The 14,855-nt window shown below is 72.2% G+C and carries 11 protein-coding genes and 1 pseudogene; 6 read left to right on the top strand and 6 right to left on the bottom strand.

From position 1 onward, the window contains the following. Nucleotides 1-6: 6 nt before the first annotated feature. Nucleotides 7-1,638, bottom strand: coding sequence for an AMP-binding protein (locus ACZ46W_RS05395; RefSeq protein WP_468331617.1), 1,632 nt, complete (start codon nucleotides 1,636-1,638; stop codon nucleotides 7-9). 96 nt (nucleotides 1,639-1,734) lie between these two features. Here ACZ46W_RS05395 and ACZ46W_RS05390 point away from each other — a divergent pair, with 96 nt between their 5' ends. The 6 genes and pseudogenes from ACZ46W_RS05390 to ACZ46W_RS05365 all read left to right on the top strand — a co-directional run bounded on the left by ACZ46W_RS05390 (nucleotide 1,735) and on the right by ACZ46W_RS05365 (nucleotide 7,870). Next, nucleotides 1,735-2,847, top strand: coding sequence for an acyl-CoA dehydrogenase family protein (locus ACZ46W_RS05390; RefSeq protein WP_468331614.1), 1,113 nt, complete (start codon nucleotides 1,735-1,737; stop codon nucleotides 2,845-2,847). Then, nucleotides 2,844-3,242 (top strand): RidA family protein, encoded by a 399-nt coding sequence (locus ACZ46W_RS05385; protein WP_468331611.1) that lies wholly within the window; start codon nucleotides 2,844-2,846, stop codon nucleotides 3,240-3,242. Before ACZ46W_RS05390 ends, ACZ46W_RS05385 begins: the two co-directional genes overlap by 4 nt. 172 nt (nucleotides 3,243-3,414) lie before the next feature. Then, complete coding sequence (locus tag ACZ46W_RS05380) at nucleotides 3,415-5,721, top strand: collagenase (protein ID WP_468331608.1); 2,307 nt, start codon at nucleotides 3,415-3,417, stop codon at nucleotides 5,719-5,721. Between the two features lie 341 nt (nucleotides 5,722-6,062). After that, nucleotides 6,063-6,959, top strand: coding sequence for a dihydrodipicolinate synthase family protein (locus ACZ46W_RS05375; RefSeq protein ID WP_468331605.1), 897 nt, complete (start codon nucleotides 6,063-6,065; stop codon nucleotides 6,957-6,959). Nucleotides 6,960-6,986: 27 nt separating this feature from the next. Further along, nucleotides 6,987-7,175: pseudogene (locus tag ACZ46W_RS05370) on the top strand (hypothetical protein); the annotation flags it as partial. Beyond that, a complete protein-coding gene (locus ACZ46W_RS05365) occupies nucleotides 7,148-7,870 on the top strand; it encodes a GntR family transcriptional regulator (protein WP_468331602.1) in 723 nt (240 codons plus the stop codon). The pseudogene ACZ46W_RS05370 and the gene ACZ46W_RS05365, both read left to right, overlap by 28 nt. Here ACZ46W_RS05365 and ACZ46W_RS05360 read toward each other — a convergent pair. Genes ACZ46W_RS05360 through ACZ46W_RS05340 form a run of 5 tightly spaced genes read right to left on the bottom strand, consistent with a single transcriptional unit; the run spans nucleotide 7,848 to nucleotide 14,059 of the window. Continuing rightward, on the bottom strand, nucleotides 7,848-8,465 hold the full coding sequence (locus ACZ46W_RS05360) for a 3-keto-alpha-glucoside-1,2-lyase-like domain-containing protein (RefSeq protein WP_468331599.1): 618 nt from the start codon (nucleotides 8,463-8,465) through the stop codon (nucleotides 7,848-7,850). The genes ACZ46W_RS05365 and ACZ46W_RS05360 overlap by 23 nt on opposite strands. Before the next feature lie 32 nt (nucleotides 8,466-8,497). After that, nucleotides 8,498-9,664 carry a non-hydrolyzing UDP-N-acetylglucosamine 2-epimerase gene (gene wecB / locus ACZ46W_RS05355; protein WP_468331596.1) on the bottom strand — a complete coding sequence of 389 codons (1,167 nt, stop codon included), beginning with the start codon at nucleotides 9,662-9,664 and terminating at the stop codon, nucleotides 8,498-8,500. A gap of 49 nt (nucleotides 9,665-9,713) precedes the next feature. Beyond that, nucleotides 9,714-11,123, bottom strand: a complete 1,410-nt coding sequence (locus ACZ46W_RS05350) for a glycosyltransferase (protein WP_468331593.1) — start codon at nucleotides 11,121-11,123, stop codon at nucleotides 9,714-9,716. After that, complete coding sequence (locus tag ACZ46W_RS05345) at nucleotides 11,120-12,187, bottom strand: glycoside hydrolase family 113 (protein ID WP_468331590.1); 1,068 nt, start codon at nucleotides 12,185-12,187, stop codon at nucleotides 11,120-11,122. The genes ACZ46W_RS05350 and ACZ46W_RS05345 overlap by 4 nt, the downstream gene beginning before the upstream one ends. A 6-nt stretch (nucleotides 12,188-12,193) precedes the next feature. Continuing rightward, nucleotides 12,194-14,059: a DUF2334 domain-containing protein gene (locus ACZ46W_RS05340; RefSeq protein WP_468331587.1), complete on the bottom strand. Its 1,866-nt coding sequence runs from the start codon at nucleotides 14,057-14,059 to the stop codon at nucleotides 12,194-12,196. Nucleotides 14,060-14,855: the final 796 nt, after the last annotated feature.

Genomic DNA, 14,855 nt, shown 5'->3' with positions numbered 1-14,855 from the left:
ATCACTTTACGGGCGTGTCCCGGGCGTGTGCTCGGCGCGCAGCCGGAACCGTTGCAGCTTCCCGGTGGCCGTGCGGGGGAGCGCGTCCAGGAACACGATCCGGCGCGGGCACTTGTAGGGGGCGAGACGGCCCTTCACGAAGGCGCGCAGCGCCTCGGCGGTGGAGTCGTCGCGCGGCAGGCCGTCGCGCAGCACCGCGTACGCCACCACGACCTGGCCGCGCACCTCGTCCGGACGGCCCACCACGGCAGCCTCCAGCACGTCGGGGTGCGCCAGCAGGGCTTCCTCGACCTGCGGGCCGGCGATGTTGTACCCGGCCGAGATGATCATGTCGTCCGCACGGGCCACGTAGCGCAGGTAGCCGTCCGGCTCGCGGACGTACGTGTCACCCGTGAGGTTCCAGCCGTGCCGGACATACTCCGTCTGGCGCGGATCGGCCAGGTAACGGCACCCCACCGGGCCGCGCACGGCGAGGAACCCCTCCTGGCCGTCCGGGACCGGGGCGCCGGAACCGTCCACCACGCGCGCGTGCCACCCGGGAACGGGTACGCCCGTCGTGCCGGGCCGGATGGCGTCGTCGGCCGCCGAGACGAAGATGTGCAGCAGCTCGGTCGCGCCGATGCCGTTGATCAGCCGCAGCCCGGTCCGCTCGTGCCAGGCCCGCCAGGTGGCCTCGGGGAGGTTCTCGCCCGCCGAGACGCAGCGCCGCAGCGAGGAGGTGTCATGGGCGTCCACGTCGTCCAGCATCACCCGGTAGGCGGTCGGCGCGGTGAACAGCACCGTCACCCGGTGCTCGGCGACGGCGGGCAGGAGTTGCTTGGGCCCGGCCTGCTCCAGCAGCAGCGCCGAGGCGCCCGCCCGCATGGGAAAGATCACCAGCCCGCCCAGCCCGAAGGTGAACCCGAGCGGGGGACTGCCCGCGAACAGGTCGTCCGGCTCCGGCCGCAGCACGTGCGCCGAGAACGTGTCGGCGACGGCCAGCACATCGCGGTGGAAGTGCATGCACCCCTTGGGCCGCCCGGTCGTCCCGGACGTGAAGGCGATCAGCGCCACGTCGTCGGCCGCCGTGCCGACCGCGTCGTACACGCCGGGGTGCCGGGCCGCGAGGCCCAGCAGGTCGTCGGGCGCGTCACCGCCGTACGCCGTGATCCGCAAGCCCGGCACCTCGGCCTTCACCAGGTCGTCCACCGCCCGGACGTCGCACAGGGCGTGGGACACCTCGGCCATCTCGCACATGACGGCCAGCTCCTGGGCACGCTGTTGCGCCAGTACGGTGACGGCGACCGCGCCCGCCTTCATCACCGCCAGCCAGCAGGCCGCCAGCCACGGCGTGGTGGGCCCGCGCAGCAGCACCCGGTTGCCGGGCACCACGCCCAGGTCACGGGTGAGCGCGTGGGCGATCCGGTCGACGCGGCCGCGCAGCTCGCCGTACGTCCAGACCCGGCCCGTGCCGTCCCGGAAGACCGGCCGGTCCGCACCGAACCGTTCCACCGTGCGGTCCAGCAGTTCCACCCCGCAGTTGAGCCGGTCGGGGTAGCGCAGCTCGGGGAGGTCGAAGACGAGTTCCGGCCACTGCTCGCGCGGCGGCAGGTGGTCCCGGGCGAAGGTGTCGTGGTGGGCCGAAGGCGTGAGCTCCATGGTTCGCCCCCTTGGCGTGGTGGGAACGCTCATCGAGCGTATCGTTCATGTGACGACAGTCAACGGCCCGCGATAGAAGTCTTTGAGGGGGCATGAATGCCCGTATTCTCGCTCGATCCGGCCCAAACCGCCTGGTGCGCCGAGCTGCGCGCCACGGCCGCCGAACGCCTGCGCCCGCTCGCCGAGAAGGGCGAACCGGGCCACGTCAACCGCCCCCTGGTCGCCGCGCTCGGTGAACTGGGCCTGCTCGGCCGCCTCTTCGGCGCGGGCGCCTTGGAGCTGTGCCTGATGCGCGAGTCCCTCGCCCAGGCCTGTACGGAGGCGGAGACCGCCCTCGCCCTCCAGGGCCTGGGCGCCCACCCGGTCGCCGCCTCCGGTACGCCCGGCCAACGGGCGCGCTGGCTCCCGGAGGTGAGTGCGGGCCGGGCGGTCGCCGCCTTCGCGCTCAGCGAGCCCGACGCGGGGTCGGACGCGGCGGCGCTCGCCCTGGAGGCGGTGCCGCAGGGGAACGGCTGGCGGCTGACCGGCGAGAAGCGGTGGATCTCCAACGCGCCCGAGGCCGACTTCTACACCGTCTTCGCCCGTACGACCCCGGGCGCCGGCGCGCGCGGCGTCACCGCCTTCCTCGTCCCCGCCGACCGCCCCGGCCTCACCGGCAGCCCGCTCGACATGCTGTCCCCGCACCCCATCGGCAGCCTGCTCTTCGACGGCGTACCGGTCGGCCCCGACGACGTCCTCGGCGAGGTGGACCGGGGCTTCCGCGTGGCCATGGCCACCCTCAACCTCTTCCGGCCCAGCGTCGGTGCCTTCGCCGTCGGCATGGCCCAGGCCGCCCTGGACGCGACGCTCGCCCACACGGCCGAACGCACCGCCTTCGGCGGCCTACTGAAGGACCTTCAGGCCGTCTCCCACCAGGTCGCCGAGATGGCCACCCGCACCGAGGCCGCCCGCCTGCTCGTCTACGCGGCCGCGGCGGCGTACGACGAGGGCGCCGCCGACGTGCCCAGGCGGGCCGCCATGGCGAAGCTGCTGGCCACCGAGACCGCGCAGTACGTCGTCGACGCCGCCGTCCAGCTCCACGGCGCCCGCGCCCTGCAACGCGGCCACCTGCTGGAGCACCTGTACCGGGAGGTGCGGGCGCCGCGCATCTACGAGGGCGCGACCGAGGTCCAGCGCACGATCATCGCCAAGGAGCTGTACGCCTCATGAGCCTCGAACGCCTCAACCCCGCCGAACTGTCGCCGCCCACCGGCTTCTCCCACGCCGTCACCGCCACCGGCTCGCGCCTGGTCTTCCTCGCCGGGCAGACCGCGCTCGACGGGGCGGGGCGGGTGGTGGGGGAGAGTCTCCCGGAGCAGTTCGAGACCGCGCTCGGCAACCTGCTGGCCGCCCTCAAGGCGGCGGGCGGCACCCCCGCCGACCTCGCCCGCGTGACGGTGTACGCCACGGACGTCGCCGACTACCGGGCCCGCGCCCCCGAACTGGGCCGCATCTGGCGCCGCCTGGCGGGCCGTGAGTATCCGGCGATGGCGGTGATCGGGGCCACCCGGCTCTGGGACGAGCAGGCGATGGTCGAACTCGACGGGTTCGCGGTCCTGGACTGAGCCTCGCGGTGGGGCGCCCTGGCGATTCCGGGGCGCCCAAGGGGTTGTGCAGTGCAATGTCACATTACTATGTTGCACGTCACACGGTAGTGGCATGCACCCATCAATGCTGGCGGACAGCCCGCCGTGCGACCGCTGAACGACCACTCCCCACCTCCCACAGGAGCCGCAGGTGTCCCAGCGATCCACACGCAGTCCCGTACACAGAGCCCTCCTCGCCGCAGCCCTCGCCACCGCGACGCTGATCGGTGCCGGGGCCTGGAACGCCCCCACCGCCCAAGCGGCGAGCGCCCGGCACGCGAGTCCCGCCGCCGGCGACCACCCCCACGACGAGGTCGAACGCCTCGCCACCGCACCCAGGTCCACGCCGAAACCCGCCCCCGCCCCCGGCGGGCGGACCGGCTCCCGCGTCCCCGGCCCGCAGACCCCGGCGCACGCGGCGGCGGCCACCGCCGTCCCCTGCACCCTGGACGACGTCACCCGCCTGGGAGCCGAGCAGTTCGCCGACTTCCTCGCCGACCCCGCCGTCACCGCCGACGGCTGCCTGCGCGACCTCATCTGGACCTGGGACGCCAAGCTCGTCCCCGTCATGTCCGACGGGCACGTCCAGGCCGTGTCCCGGCGGATATCCGCCCTCGCCGCCACCCATGACGGCAAGAACGGCAGCCACCTGCTGGAGATGCTCACCTACCTGCACGCGGTGGCGTACCACGACTTCTCGCGCGACGAGATCGACGTCACCGACGCGCCCACCGCCGAGGCCATGCGGCGCGCCATCCACGCCTTCGGCACGGCGCGCCGGTCCTTCGACGCGACGCGGACCAACGCCGAGTCCCTGCGTGAGGCGCTCTACGCGGGCAGCGCCCAGGGGCTGCGCCACTCCCAACTCGACCTGATCCGCAAGGTGCTGGCCACCATGGACCGGTACCACACCACCACCTACAAGGACCCCGCCTGGGGCGGTGCCGCCCTCGCCGCGCTCTCCGTCAACTACCTCGGCGTCTACCCGGGCAACAAGGACACCGCCTTCCACACGCTCGTCACGCGCAACGCCGCCTACCGCGACGCCTTCCGGAAGTTCTCCACGTACACCCACCTCAAGGGCACGCCCAACGAGTGGGTCGTGCGCGACGCCCTCGCCGAGTACGGCCGCTTCGGCCAGATCGCGGCGCTGACCTCCTCGATCGTCCCCGACCTCGGGGCGCTCCTCGCCCCCGTCGTCCGCGACTTCGGCCGGGGCAGCGCGCCCTGGGCACGGCTGGCCTCCTGGCTCAACTTCTACGAGGCCTGCAAGCCGTACGCGGTCTGCAAGGAGGACATCGAGCGGGAGATCTTCCCGCACACCTACCGCTACGACAACGCGGCCATCAAGGTCCGCACCGGCCTCGACCGCGTGACCGTGGACCAGCTCTACTACGCGAGCAAGCAGGTCAAGGCGCAGTTCCACCGGGTGCTCGGCACGGCGGAGCCGCTCAAGGGGGACACCAACACGACCCTGAACATCGTCCTGTACGCCTCCCGCGCGGACTACGAGAACTACCACCCGCTCCTGACCGGCATGGACACCAACAACGGCGGCATCTACATCGAGCGCGGCGCGACCTTCTACACGTACCAGCGCCGCGTGCCGCAGGACTCCTCGCTCACCCTGGAGGAGCTGTTCCGGCACGAGTACACGCACTACCTCAACGGGCGGTTCGCCGTGCCCGGTTACTTCGGCGAGGGCCCCTGGTACCAGGGCGACCGCACCACGGCGATGGACGAGGGGACAGCCGAGTTCTTCGACGGCGCCACCCGCGACGACGGTGTCGCCGTCCGCAAGTCCCTGGTCAAGAGCATCATGGCCGACACCGCGAACGGCGGGCCGCGCATGACCGTGGACCAACTGCTGCACGCCACCTACGAGGGCGACGGCTTCCGGTTCTACTCCTACGCGGGCACGTTCTTCACGTACCTGTGGACCGAGCGGCCCGCCCTGCTGCGGGAGATGTACCGTCACCTGCGCGCCAACGACCCGGCCGCCTTCGACGCCTGGCGCGACCGGCTGGGCCGGGACGCGGCGGTCCAGCGGGCGTACGACGCCTTCCTGGACGCGCAGATCGCCAAGGTCGACGAGCTGTTCGTGCCCAACACCCGCTACACGCCCAACGACCGGCTGCGGGACACCACCGCCGAGGCCGTGCGTTCGTCCTTCGCGGCGGCGACGGGCGCGACCCCCGTCTGCACCGACAACGGCGACCCGGGCATGCGGCGGTTCCTGTGCACCGGCCGGATCACCGCCCGCCTCGGTGACGCCGGCAGCGCGGACCGGGTCTTCAAGGACATGTCCCTGGCGGTGGACACCTTCCTCCTCGACCGGACGACCACCGCCTCCACCAACCTGGCCGACATGAACTGCTCGTTCGGTGAGGTGGAGATCTGGGCGGACCGGCAGGCGGGGACCTCGGACTATGTGTGCGAGGGGCCGTTGCGGACCTGACGGTCTGTACAGCGGCAGTAACATGTGAAATGTTATCGCCGTACCGTCTCGTGCCGCTGTCCACCCGACTGTGGCGCGAACTCACCGAAGTGCTCCCACCGGAGACCGAGTACGAGCCCAAGGGCGGTCTTGTCGCACCCGACGAGGCCGCCCTCACCGCCCTCACCGGACCCGTGGCGTTCGCCTCGTCGAGGAGGCCACCGCCGGGTTCACCGCCGCCGGACCCGGGCTGGACGTCACGGTGCCACCCGGCGGCGACACCCGGCTCCTGCACGCCGCCGTGTGCCCCGCCGAGGCCCCCGGGCGCTCGGCAACCGGCACAACCCCCCAGGAGCCGAATGATGAACCAGCGTCCCCACCCCTGGCGCGGCGTCATGGTCGCGACCGCCCTGCCCCTGCGCGCGGACCTGTCCGTCGACTACGACGCGTACGCCGAGCACGTCGCCCGGCTGATCGAGAGCGGCTGCGACGGCGTCGTCCCCAACGGCTCGCTCGGCGAGTACCAGACCCTGACCGACGAGGAGCGTGCCCGCGTGGTGCGGGTCGCCGTCGAGGCGGCGGGCGACGGGGCCCGGGTGATGCCCGGCGTCTCCGCGTACGGCAGCGCCGAGGCCCGCCGGTGGGCCGAGCAGGCGGCGCAGGCGGGCTGCGGATCCGTGCTGCTGCTGCCGCCCAACGCCTACCGCGCCGACGAGGACGCCGTACGCGCCCACTACGCCGAGGTCGCCGAGGTGGGCCTGCCGGTCGTCGCGTACAACAACCCCATCGACACCAAGGTCGACCTCACGCCCGGCCTGCTCGCGCGGCTCCACCAGGAGGGGACCATCGTCGCCGTCAAGGAGTTCACCGGCGATGTGCGCCGCGCGTACGAGATCGCCGAACTCGCCCCGGACCTGGACCTGCTGATCGGCGCCGACGACGTACTCCTCGAACTCGCCCTCGCCGGCGCCGTGGGCTGGATCGCCGGCTACCCCAACGCGCTGCCCGCCACCTCCGTCGCCCTCTACCGGGCCGCCGTCGCCCGGGACCTGGACACCGCACTGCCCCTCTACCGGGCCCTGCACCCGCTGCTGCGCTGGGACTCCAAGCCCGAGTTCGTCCAGGCGATCAAGCTGTCCATGGACATCGCCGGATACCACGGCGGACCGTGCCGGCCGCCCCGTACGCCCCTCACCGACGCACACGCCGCCGTCGTCCGCGCCGCCACCGAGAAGACGCTCGCGCAAGGACTCGCCTAGCCATGCTCACCCGGCACGTCCTCCACGCCGTCGACTCCCACACCGAGGAGCCGTCACCCGGCCTGGTTCGACCGCTCGCCGTGCGGCACCGGCACCGCCCAGTACTTCCTGGACCCGGCCGACCCCTTCCCCGTGGGGTTCCTCCCCCGATCCTCTACGATCCTCGATGAACCCCGGGAGGCAGCACCATGGCCGGCCAGCACCTCAAGCGCCTGATCACCAGCCAGGAACGCCTGCGTGACCAGGTGGCGCACGCCCTGCGCGCCGCCCTGATCGCCGGCGAGCTGCAACCCGGCGCGGTCTACTCCGCCCCGGCCCTCGCCGCCGACTTCGGCATCTCCGCCACGCCCGTGCGCGAGGCGATGCTCGACCTGGCGCGCGAGGGCCTGGTCGAACCCGTACGCAACAAGGGCTTCCGGATCACCGAGGTCAGCGAGCGGGACCTCGACCAGTACACGGAACTGCGCGCGCTGATCGAAGTGCCGACCATCGGTGCCATCACCCGCTCCGCCGACCGCCAGCAACTTGAGGAGCTCCGTCCGCTCGCCGAGGAGATCGTCACCAGCGCCCGCGACCACGACCTCATCGGCTACCTCGACGCCGACCGCCGCTTCCACCTCGCCCTGCTGTCCCTCTCCGGCAACGACCGCCTGGTCGAAACGGTCGGCGACCTCCGCAAGCGCGCCCGCCTCTACGGCCTGACCGCCCTCGCCGAGCGCGGCATGCTCGCCGCCTCCGCCCAGGAGCACCACGAACTGCTCGACCTGATGCTCTCCGGCGACGCCCCGGCGGCCGAGGCCTGCATGGCCCGGCACCTGGGGCACGTGCGGACGTTGTGGGCCGAGTCCGAGTCCGAGTCCGAGTCCGGTTCGGGAGGCGACGACGGCGTCAGCCGTTCCCCCGCACGCTGATGTCCTTGAACTCGACCGTGGCGTCCTCGGTGTACAGGCCGACCGAGCCCCGGGTGTAGGGGTTGCGGCGGTCGGTGTGGCTGACGATCGGTTCGTCATCGACGCTGATGGTCATCGTGGCGCCCCTCTGGTGCACTTCGACGGCGTGCCACGAGTGGATCGGGTACGAGCCGGGGTGCGTGGCGAGGAAGCACTGCTTCTCCGGACACGCCGGGTCGACCTTGCCCAGCTCCCACCCGTTGGGCTTGAGCACCAGGTAGTAGAAGTGCGAGTCGTCGGTGTGGTGCCAGATGGCCCACGCGGCCTCCCACGGATTGGGCCGGCCGGGCTCACGCAGTTGCTTCACCGTGCGCATCCGCAGACGGTAGGTGAAGTCGTCGTACGAGGCCTTCGAGACGACCAGCGCGGCATGGGTCTCGTCGGGCCGGCGTGACTGCTGCGGCGACAGGGTGATCGTGCCGCCCTCGCCGGTGACCGTGCCGTGCCCGTTGTAGACGACCCGCCAGGGCCCGTGCTCGCTGCCCTCCTGCCACTGCGCCGCCTCCGGATCGGTGCCGCAGCCGGGCAGCAGCACGGACGCGAGAAGAAGCAGCACCGTGGCGCCGGCCCACCGGGCGCAGGGGGCCCTCATCCGGCCGTGACGACGTCGAGGGACCGTGCCGGAGCCGGGATCCGGCCGAAGTCGTGTGCCAGGGCGCCCAGGATCCGCTCGGAGGCGTGGCCGTCACCGAAGGGGTTGGGCGCTCCCGCCATGTGCTGGTAGAGCACCGGGTCGTCCAGCAGGGCCGTGGCCGCCGCGTGCACCGCACCGGGGTCGGTGCCGACCAACTCGGCAGCGCCCGCCCGGACCACCTCCGGGCGTTCGGTCGTGTCGCGCAGCACCAGCACCGGCTTGTCGAAGCTGGGCGCCTCCTCCTGCACGCCTCCGGAGTCGGTGAGGACGAGGGTGCAGGCGGCCAGGGTGGCGATGAAGTCGAAGTAGTCCAGCGGTTCGGTCAAGGTGATCCTCGGGTTGCCGCCCAGCGCGGGCAGGAGTACCTCCCGTACGGCGGGGCTCTTGTGGAGCGGTACCAGCACCTCGACGTCCGGGCGGTCGGCGAGCCGCAGCAGTGTGTCCGCGAGCGCCCGCATCCGGGCCCCCTGGTTCTCCCGCCGGTGCAGTGTGACGAGCAGGCCCCGGCGTCCGCTGCGGAAGGCTGACCGCCCGTCCGCCCGGTGGTGGGCCCACAGCAGGTTGTCGATGACCGTGTTGCCGGTCACCATGACGGCCGAGGCGGGTACGGCCTCGGCGGTCAGCGCGGCGGCAGCGCGCGGGGTGGGCGCGAAGTGCCAGCGCGCCATTTGGGTCACCAGCCGCCGGTTGAGCTCCTCGGGGAACGGGTCGTCGGTGACGCCGCTGCGCAGCCCCGCCTCCACATGGGCCACCGGGACGTGTTCGTAGAAGGCCGCGAGGGCCCCGCACAGTGTGCTGCTCGTGTCGCCTTGCACCATGACCAGATCGGGCCGTTCCTCACGGATCAGCTCGCCCAGCCCGCTGATCAGACGGGCGGTGAGCGCGGACAGTTGCTGGCGCTCCCGCATCACGGCGAGGTCGTGGCCCACGGTGAGCCCGAGTCGTCGCAGCATCTGTCCGAGCATCTCGCGGTGCTGGCCGGTATTGACCAGCACCGGTGAGAACAGTGGCGAATCCTCCAGGGCCCGGAGGACGGGCGCCAGTTTGATGGCCTCGGGCCGGGTGCCGAGAACGACCGCCACGTGCAGCCTGCCGTCTGATGTGGAGCGTGCTGAGAGCATACGATCACCGCATTGGGAACATCTGGCTCATATGGGAAGTGTCGGCGCGTCACGAGACGGTCTCGCGCTGGGGTTCGACGTGCTGTTCCACGGGGCGTCGTGGCGGCTCCGGCCGTCGCCGGGCCGGCCGTCGCGGCTCGGATCGTGGCGGCTCCGGGAGGCGCCGGGTCTTCGCCCATGTGCCGCGGCGGAGCAGTTGCCGTCCGAGGGCCAGCCAGCCGACGGGCAGCCAGTGGTAGCAGTAGAACGTGAAGAGCACTCCGTACCCCAGGCTGCGCAGCACGCCGGTCCGCGCGGCCCGGTGGTAGGCGTAGGCACACAGCGGCGACACGCCGAACGAGACGAGCGCCCAAACGATCAGGACGATGCCGTAGTTGGCCGTCACCGTCTCGAACATCTCCGTCCCGCCCCCGGTGGCGACGCTGATGAGCGACGCGTAGAAGGCCGCCACCGAGAACGTCGTCAGAAGGACCAGCAGAGGCAGCGTCAGGACGATCAGCAGGTCCACGACGGTCCGCACGGGCAGTTGTGAGGTGAGGATCCGGGGGATCTCCGCGATGCACTGGAGATGGCCCTGGAACCACCGGGTGCGCTGGCGCACGAAGGCCCGCACCCCGGTCAGGCCCTGCTGCCACACCTGGGTGCGCGGGGTGAACCGGGTGCGCCAGCCGCGGGAGAGCAGTCGTACGCCCAGGTCGAGGTCCTCGGTGAGGCAGCGGGTCCAGGGGGCGTCCCCCAGCGCCTGGAGCGCGCAGAGCCGGGTGAACTGACCGTTGCCGCCCAGACCGGCGCTGCCGAGCCTGCTCCGGGCGCGCTGGAAGATCTCCGTGTACGTGACGAACTCGACATCCTGGAGCCTCGCCAGCAGACCGGCGGCGGCGTTGTGGATCCGTACGGCGACCTGCACGGCGCCGACCTTCGGGTCCCGGAACATCGGGGCCACCACGGACAGCGCGTCGGACCTGATCCGTCCGTCGGCGTCGACGACCACCAGCACGATGTCCTCCCGCCCGTACCCGGCGAAGGCCGGTGTCCGGATCAGCTCCGTGCGGATGTGCCGGTACGCCGCGTTGAGCGCTTCACCCTTGCCCTGCCTGGCCTGTGGCCGGACGCGCCGCAGCAGCAGGATCCGGGGGTCCGTGAAGCGCTCCACGACCTCGGCCGTGGCATCGTCCGAGCCGTCGTCGACGACGAGGGCGACCCAGTTGCGCTCGGGCAGGGCCAACAGCCGGTCCAGGCTCCCGCCGATCACCAGCTCCTCGTCGAGGCAGGGCAGGACGAACACGAACAGCAGGTGGTCCTGGTCCGGATCCGTGTTCGCCTGTGCGGGGGCGCCGCGGTCGCCCTGCCGGTGCTTGCGGTGCTTGTGTTCCTGCCGCCCCTCGCCACGGCCGAGGACGAACATGCCCAGGACGTAGAGCAGGAAGGTGAACAGGACTGCGGATGCGACCAGAGTCATGTCTGTCGTGCCTCTCTGTGGGCGGCCCCCACACGGGGTCCCTGGGGCTCCCACCAGCGGGCCACCACGCCTTCGGCGTCCTTGCCGTGTGCGGAGTAGTCCAGCGAACGGGTCCGGCCGGTCGTGGCGGGGAGCTGCTCCCAGACCCACCAGTGGACGCCGGCCCACCACGGCCGGCCGGTGAACGCGCGGAGCAGCGCCTCGTAGCCGGCGGCCTGCTCGGCCGCGTCGGGTGCCGACGAGACGGTCCACGAGTAGGGGGCGGTCACGCCGCCGCGCACGCTGGTGTAACCCGCCTCGGTGAACACGACGGGCTTGCCGGTTTTGGTGGCGAATCGTTCCAGCCGGTCGCGGACGGGTCCCCAGGCGTGGGTCAGCCGCCGTACGTCGGTCGTCGGGGTGTCGCTCAGCGGCCAGTACGCGTCGATTCCGGCGAGGTCGACCGCGTCCCAGAACCGGACGTTCTCGTACTCGTCGTAGTTCGCCGCGTAGAACAGCGGGCCGGCGTAGGACTCGCGAACGCGGGCGATCACCGCCAGCCAGTGCCCGCGGTGGCCGACCGTGCCGGCCAGTTCGGTGCCCACGGCGAAGGCGTCGGCACCGCACCACGCGGCGAGGCGCGCGTAGTGCGTCGCGAAGTGGCCGTAGGCCGTGAACCAGTCGCCGGGGCGGCCGGGACGGATGGTCGCGCGGTCGGTGTCGTCCTCCAGATCGACGTGGGGCTTGAGCAGCACCTTGAGCCCCTGCCGGTGGGCCAGGTAGACCATGCGGGCGACGCCGCTGTCGCGCGGAGTCTCCGACGTCGTGCGGATCACGTCGACGGCCGGGTCGGGCTGGTACCACGTCGGGTTCAGTTGGACCCAGTTGGCGCCCACGGAAGCCATCTGCCGCAGGTACGCGGGCGCGTGCGGATCGTCGTACCCGTCGGTCTCGTACGTGGGCAGTGCGAAGCCCCGGTGGGCGGGCAGCGGGCCGGTCCCGGGCGATCCGGGCGACCGGCGGCGGCGCAGCAGCCCGTACCCGGGCCGGTCACGGCCGAGGCGGAGGGGACGGGGGATCGGCATGCCGCGTCACCTCATGACGTCCGACGGGCGGACGAAGTCGTAGCCCAGATCGCGGATGCCCCGCACGATCTCGTCGAGCCTGTCGACGCCCAGGGGCGGGTGGTAGAAGAAGCTGGCCACACCGTCCCGGACGACCAGGGTGCGCCGGGCCGCGTCGATGATGTCCTCGGGGCCGCGCGGGGGACGGCCGTTGTGCCCGGCGGACTCGACGTTGCCGAGGCTCTCCGGGATCACCGCCGAGCCGTAGACGTCCCTGACGCCGTACGGGTAGAACTGGTCGGCGCGCTGCTCGCCGTGGGGGAAGCCGCCCTGGACCGAACTGGCGTAGTTCATCGTGTTGTCGTACCGATAGCCGAATCGCTGCCCGACCGCCTCGTAGTCGAGGGGCCCGGCCGCGTAGTGCGGGAACTCCCAGATCTGCGGTCGCGGGAGTCCGGCGGCCTTGAACTCGGCCAGCCCTCGGTCGATACGGTCCAGCGCCCAGTCGCGCGACGTGCCGGGTACCAGGCCGTCCGGTATGACGAACTGCCGGGCGTCCTGGTGTGCGAGGAAGAACTCGAAGTCCTCGCCGCTTATCCCGTGGTACGGGTTCTTCAGCGTGCCGAGCTGGTGGGTCACGCCGTGCATGATCATGGTGCCGCCGTGGTCGATCAGGTACCGCAGCGCCTCGACCACCTTCGGGCGGTCCTTGAGGGTGAAGCTCGTCGGCTCGCCCTGGTTGGCCTTGCCGTGGGGGTCGATGTAGATGGGCAGGACGCCGAAGCTGAAGGGCACCCCGGCCTGGTGGAGGCAGGTCCCGATGTCGCGGAGCTGGTCCGGGTCCGCGTTCGGACCGATGTCCTCCAGCCGGACCAGCGCGTGCCGCTGCTCGACGGCGGGGGTGACGGGGGCGGCGGAGGCGGCGGGGGCCAGGACGTCGGTGAGCAGGTCGCTGAAGGCCAGGTACCGGTCGGTCGGCGAGGTGTAGTCGAACGGGCTCTCGGCGACGTACCAGAGGTTCGCCGCCCGCACCGCCCAGGGAGTCCGGCTGCCGTCGGGGCGCTGTGCCTCGGCCAGGACCTTCGCCTTGCCCGGGTCGTCGACGCGTATGTGCCGGATGCCGTGGTGCGGCGGGGTCTCGCGCGTCAGGGTGGTGCCGCGGTAGTCGATCCGGTCGACTCCGCTGATGCCGGGGCCCGTGGCGCGGAAGGCGTACCGGCTCTTCCAGAGCCAGGGGGCGTGGTCGGCCAGTTGGCCGAGGTTCTCGTCGGCCCAGAGCACCGGCACCCGGCTGGTCAGCACGTCGTCGAGGAAGGGCGCCGGGAGGCGGGAGTCCGTCGTCGACCCGAAGTACAGCACCGCGGAGTGCTCGCGTGCCTCGCCCGCCTCGTACTCGGCGACCGGCTTGACGGTCCAGGGCGCGAAGTGCGAGGCGAGGTTGGCCGCCTGCTGGGCCGTCACCTGAGCCGTCCAGTCCGCGTCGCGGCCACCGGCGCCGTCGTAGAGCACCAGGGCCGGCCGCCTGCCCGGCTCAGCCGTGGGCGCGGCGGCTCCGGACAGCACTCCGGGCTCGGAGCGCTGAGGAGGCCGGGTCGGGGCGGAGAGGTCGGCGGCGGTCGGGCCGGTCGCGACCTGCCGAGCCCGTACGGGGCCGGTGGGGTAGCAGTCGATCGGGTCGTCCGCGAACATCGGTGCCACGACGTTCGGTCCAGCCCACACACCCGCGCCCACCACGGCGGCCAGGCCGAGCGCGACCATGCTCTGGCCGCCGCGCCTGAGCCTGCCGTACCAGCGGCGGGCACGGTGCCCGCCGGACGCGGCCATCAGGATCACGAGCAGCAGCGGGTAGGCGATCAGCGCGATCGCGGCCAGGGCGATGAGGTTCGTGGTCATCGCGACGCCCCCGGACGGACGGGGGGTCGCGGAGGTGCGTCACCCGGTGGCTCGGAGTGTTCTCCGGGATGCCCTGGTGGGCCGCCTTCGCCGCCGCTCCGGCGGCCTGCCTCGGACGCGCCGGGGGATGTGCGCGTACGGCGACGGCGGGGCGAGGCGGCGGTGCGGCGCGCCGCGCGAGGCTGCGGGGAGGCGGTCAGGGTGACGCGGTCGGAGGCACGCCGTGCGGGGTGGGTGCCCGGGCCACTCGTACCGCTCCGGTGGGGGCGCCGGTGCCGCAGGTCCGTCGGGGGCCAGTCCGTGGCGCGCCGCAGGGGGTGCGGGGCGGGCGCTGACGCCCGACTCGTGCGCAGGGACATGGCGAACCCTTTCCAAACCGGCCGATGCGGGGCCTGAGCGGCTTTCGGACGCGGGGCCCGTGACGCTCTGCTGTCCACCCTCATGACTGACGCGCGAGCCAGTCAAGGTGTATTCGGCACATATGCACCAATTTTCCGGTTCCTTTACGTCCCTGGTGGTCGACAGGTCGGCCCCCATGCGCTTCCGCGCTGGTCACAGCCTCCCTCGGGGGCCTCACCCTCGCCCCTTCGTGGCGGGAGGCGGTGAGCGTCCATGGGGCCGGACGAATACCTATGGGGCAGGAAAGGGTGATTGTCCACCCACCCGCACGGCGTCTACGTTGAAAGGCAACCTGAAAATCAAGACAGCGCGACCTCGCCTCGCTCGCCGACGTGTCGATCCGCCCCTCCGCGCCCGGACCGCCCCATGCGCCGGGATCCCCGCGAGGCGCGCCAGG

It is taken from the genome of Streptomyces sp. NPDC031064, assembly GCF_055570965.1.
Note: the sequence above shows the minus strand (reverse complement) of the source record. Positions and strands in the feature narration are given on the sequence as shown.

Bases quoted from the DNA above. Each gene is read 5' to 3' on its own strand.
- ACZ46W_RS05395 (WP_468331617.1), bottom strand. From the start codon at position 1,638: ATGGAGCTCACGCCTTCGGCCCACCACGACACCTTCGCCCGGGACCAC.
- ACZ46W_RS05390 (WP_468331614.1), top strand. From the start codon at position 1,735: ATGCCCGTATTCTCGCTCGATCCGGCCCAAACCGCCTGGTGCGCCGAG.
- ACZ46W_RS05385 (WP_468331611.1), top strand. From the start codon at position 2,844: ATGAGCCTCGAACGCCTCAACCCCGCCGAACTGTCGCCGCCCACCGGC.
- ACZ46W_RS05375 (WP_468331605.1), top strand. From the start codon at position 6,063: ATGAACCAGCGTCCCCACCCCTGGCGCGGCGTCATGGTCGCGACCGCC.
- ACZ46W_RS05365 (WP_468331602.1), top strand. From the start codon at position 7,148: ATGGCCGGCCAGCACCTCAAGCGCCTGATCACCAGCCAGGAACGCCTG.
- wecB (WP_468331596.1), bottom strand. From the start codon at position 9,664: ATGCTCTCAGCACGCTCCACATCAGACGGCAGGCTGCACGTGGCGGTC.
- ACZ46W_RS05350 (WP_468331593.1), bottom strand. From the start codon at position 11,123: ATGACTCTGGTCGCATCCGCAGTCCTGTTCACCTTCCTGCTCTACGTC.
- ACZ46W_RS05345 (WP_468331590.1), bottom strand. From the start codon at position 12,187: ATGCCGATCCCCCGTCCCCTCCGCCTCGGCCGTGACCGGCCCGGGTAC.
- ACZ46W_RS05340 (WP_468331587.1), bottom strand. From the start codon at position 14,059: ATGACCACGAACCTCATCGCCCTGGCCGCGATCGCGCTGATCGCCTAC.